The 3,247-nt window shown below is 63.3% G+C and carries 4 protein-coding genes; 2 read left to right on the forward strand and 2 right to left on the reverse strand.

The annotated features are described in order from the left end of the window. Together PMI36_RS04415 and PMI36_RS04410 are read right to left on the reverse strand one after the other, a co-directional pair. Positions 1–1,417, reverse strand: a 1,417-nt coding sequence (locus PMI36_RS04415) for an ABC transporter permease (protein ID WP_008075242.1), incomplete at its 3' end; no start/stop codon positions are given. After that, positions 1,417–2,100: an ABC transporter ATP-binding protein gene (locus PMI36_RS04410; protein ID WP_007899869.1), complete on the reverse strand. Its 684-nt coding sequence runs from the start codon at positions 2,098–2,100 to the stop codon at positions 1,417–1,419. The genes PMI36_RS04410 and PMI36_RS04415, both read right to left, overlap by 1 nt. Positions 2,101–2,110: 10 nt before the next feature. On the opposite strand from PMI36_RS04410, the gene PMI36_RS04405 reads away from it, so the two are divergent. Together PMI36_RS04405 and PMI36_RS04400 are read left to right on the forward strand one after the other, a co-directional pair. Continuing rightward, positions 2,111–2,716, forward strand: coding sequence for an arylesterase (locus PMI36_RS04405; RefSeq protein ID WP_008075244.1), 606 nt, complete (start codon positions 2,111–2,113; stop codon positions 2,714–2,716). Positions 2,717–2,772: 56 nt separating this feature from the next. Then, positions 2,773–3,066 carry a hypothetical protein gene (locus tag PMI36_RS04400; protein WP_008075246.1) on the forward strand — a complete coding sequence of 98 codons (294 nt, stop codon included), beginning with the start codon at positions 2,773–2,775 and terminating at the stop codon, positions 3,064–3,066. Positions 3,067–3,247: the final 181 nt, after the last annotated feature.

Consider the following 3,247-nt stretch of genomic DNA (forward strand, 5'->3'; position numbering starts at 1 on the left):
CCGCCGCCAGTGGATGGCGCAGCAGTTGGCCCAAGCCGAGGCGCCATGGCAATTCGGCGCGCGCCAGCATCCGGCGCAGGCTTTTCAGTAGCAGCAACAGCACGCTGCCCAGCACCAGTGCCGCGATCACACCGCCGCCGAGCAGGGCGAAGGTCAGCAACAGGTCCAGGCTCAAGCGCCACATGATCAGGCCGAGGGCGCCCAATGCCGCGCCATAAACAATCCAGCTGCTGGACGGAATCGGCAGCATGTCGCGACGCAACACGCGCAACGGCGGCACCCGACCCAAAGCGGCCAATGGCGGCAGGGCGAAACCGGCCAGCGCCACCAGCCCGGTGCCGATCCCCGCGATGGCCGGCAGCAGGCCACCCGGTGGAACATCGGTCGGCAATAAATCACGCAGCAGTGCAAACAACCCGAGCTGCGCCAGCCAGCCGAGCAGGGCGCCGCTGACGCTGGCGAGCAGTCCGAGTACGGTTAGCTGCAGACTGAACAGCACCATGGTTTCCCGACGGGACAGGCCCAGGCAGCGCAGCAATGCGCTGGCATCGAAGCGGCGGGTGGCGAAGCGTGTCGCCGATAACGCCACCGCCACGCCGGACAACAGCACCGCCACCAGACTGGCCATGTTCAAGTAGCGTTCAGCCTTGCCCAGGGCGCCGCCGATCTGCCGATTGCCATCGCGAGCATCCTGGATACGCTGGTTGGCCGCCAAACCTGGCTTGATCAGCTGCCGATAGGTTTCCAGCGCCGAGGCGTTGCCGCGCCAGAGTTCACGGTAACTGACCCGGCTGCCGGGTTGCACCACGCCGGTTGCCTCAAGGTCGCTGAAGTTGATCAGTACCCGTGGCGTCAGGCTGTAGAAATTGCCGGCGCGATCCGGTTCGTAGGTCAGCACCCGCGCCAGCGTCAGGGTTTTCATGCCGACGTCGATGCTGTCGCCGATCTTCAAGTCCAATGCGGTCAGCAGTCGCGCTTCGACCCAGGCTTCGCCGGGTTTCGGTCCGCCACCGGGTTCTTCCGGCGCGAAGGGCGCGGGGGCGCTTTTCAGTTCGCCACGCAATGGGTAGACGTCATCGGCGGCTTTGATACTGGACAGCTGAATGCCGTTGTCGGTGGCGATGACGCTGGAAAACTCCACCACTTGAGCGTGTTCAAGGCCCAGCTCTGTGCCGCTCCTTACCTGTTCCGGTCGCGCCGGTGAGCTGCCTTCGAGAACCAGGTCGGCACCGAGAAACTCGGTGGCGCGCAGCATCATGGCGCCGTTCAGGCGAGCGCCGAAGTAACCGATGGCGGTACTCGCCGCCACGGCCACCAGCAAGGCGAAGAACAAAACGCGCAACTCACCGGCACGGGCATCGCGCCATAATTGGCGCAGGGCGATACTGAGCAGGCGCAACAGCGGCAAGCGTGCCATCAAGGCTCCAGAGGGGCGACCAGCAGGCCGGCTTCAAGGCGGATCAGGCGCCGGCAGCGATGTGCCAAGCGTTCATCGTGGGTCACCAGCACCAGGGTCGTGCCGCTTTCCTGGTTGAGTTCGAACAGCAAATCGCTGATGCGCTCGCCGGTGTGGCTGTCGAGGTTGCCGGTGGGCTCATCGGCGAACAGCACGTCGGGCTCGGCGGCGAAGGCCCGGGCAATCGCTACGCGTTGCTGTTCGCCACCGGAAAGCTGGCGCGGCGAGTGGGTCAGGCGTTGGCCCAGACCGACCCGTTGCAGCAGTTCGGTGGCGCGCTCGCGGGCGTCTTTGCGGCCATCGAGCTCCAGCGGCAGCATGACGTTTTCCAAAGCGTTGAGACTGTCGAGCAGCTGGAATGATTGAAAAACAAACCCCACATGCTCGGCACGGATGCGTGCGCGTTGGTCTTCATCGAGATTGCTCAGGCCTTGCCCGGCGAGGGTGACTTCACCGCTGCTCGGCAGATCGAGGCCAGCGAGCAGGCCCAGGAGGGTGGATTTGCCGGAACCGGAGGCGCCGACGATGGCCAGGCTATCGCCCTTGTTCAGTTCCAGGCTGAGTTCGTGCAGGATAGTCAGTTCACCTTCCGCGCTCGGAACCACTTTGCTGAGGTTCTTCGCGGTGAGAATGCTTGCGCCCATGGAGAATCCGATGCGTGTGTGGTTTTTGAGTGCTGGCCTGGCCTTGATGTGCATGGCCCAGAACGCAGCGGCGGGTACCGTCCTGATCGTTGGCGATAGTATCAGCGCCGGTTTCGGACTGGATACCCGCTTGGGGTGGGTGTCATTGCTTGAGCAACGGCTCAAGCGCGAAGGTTTCGACGATAAGGTGGTCAATGCATCCATCAGCGGCGACACCAGCGCCGGAGGCCGGGCGCGCCTGCCGGCGCTGCTTGCAGAGCATAAGCCTGAGCTGGTTATCCTCGAGTTGGGGGGCAATGACGGCCTGCGCGGAATGCCACCAACACAATTGCAACAAAATCTTGCGTCGATGATCGACAGCTCCCGCGTCAGTGGCGCCAAGGTGCTGTTGCTGGGTATGCAATTGCCGCCCAATTATGGCGTGCGTTACACCCAGGCCTTTGCCGAGGTATTCATCAAGGTGGCCAACGAGAAAAAGATCCCGTTGGTGCCGTTTTTTCTCGACGGTGTGGGTGGTCATCCGGACCTGATGCAAGGCGACGGCCTGCACCCGGCTGAGGCGGCGCAGAACAAGTTGCTGGAAAATGTCTGGCCGACACTGAAACCGCTGCTTTGACGCTTTTCTAGCGGCGGTGTTTCGGCTAAGGTGGCGCCCCCGATTTGGAGCCCCCGATGCCGCGTCCTGCCTGGTCCCTATTTGCCTACCAACTGATCGAGCCTGACGAACAGCTGGATCTGTTCGCCTGCCAGGAAGTGCGCGTGCATCTGGTGACTCGTCAGCTGGAGTTGGGTGGCTCGGTGGACCGAACCTTGTGCGGCAGCCTGTTGCCGGCGCAACCGCGCTGGTCGAGCGTCGACCGTACCGTGTTCCAGGATCAGCGTCTGTGTTCGCTGTGCCGGGCCATTCTGGAGTCGCAAAAACGCGGCACCTCGCCGATCTGGCCTGAGTTGCGGTTCGAGCTTTAGATCCCTGTGGCGAGGGGGGCTCCCTCTGTGTTGGGCCGGCGGTTATCGCCCGCTCTTGTAGGAGCGAGGCTTGCCCGCGAAGGCGGCCTGATAGTCGACTGGGCTCTTTGATCGGGTACATATCCGTTTCTGCGGTAGCGACGGCTGGCGGTTTCGCTTTTACAGCGAGTCACTTTCGAAA

The organism is Pseudomonas sp. GM79 (assembly GCF_000282495.1).
Taxonomy (GTDB): Bacteria; Pseudomonadota; Gammaproteobacteria; order Pseudomonadales; family Pseudomonadaceae; genus Aquipseudomonas.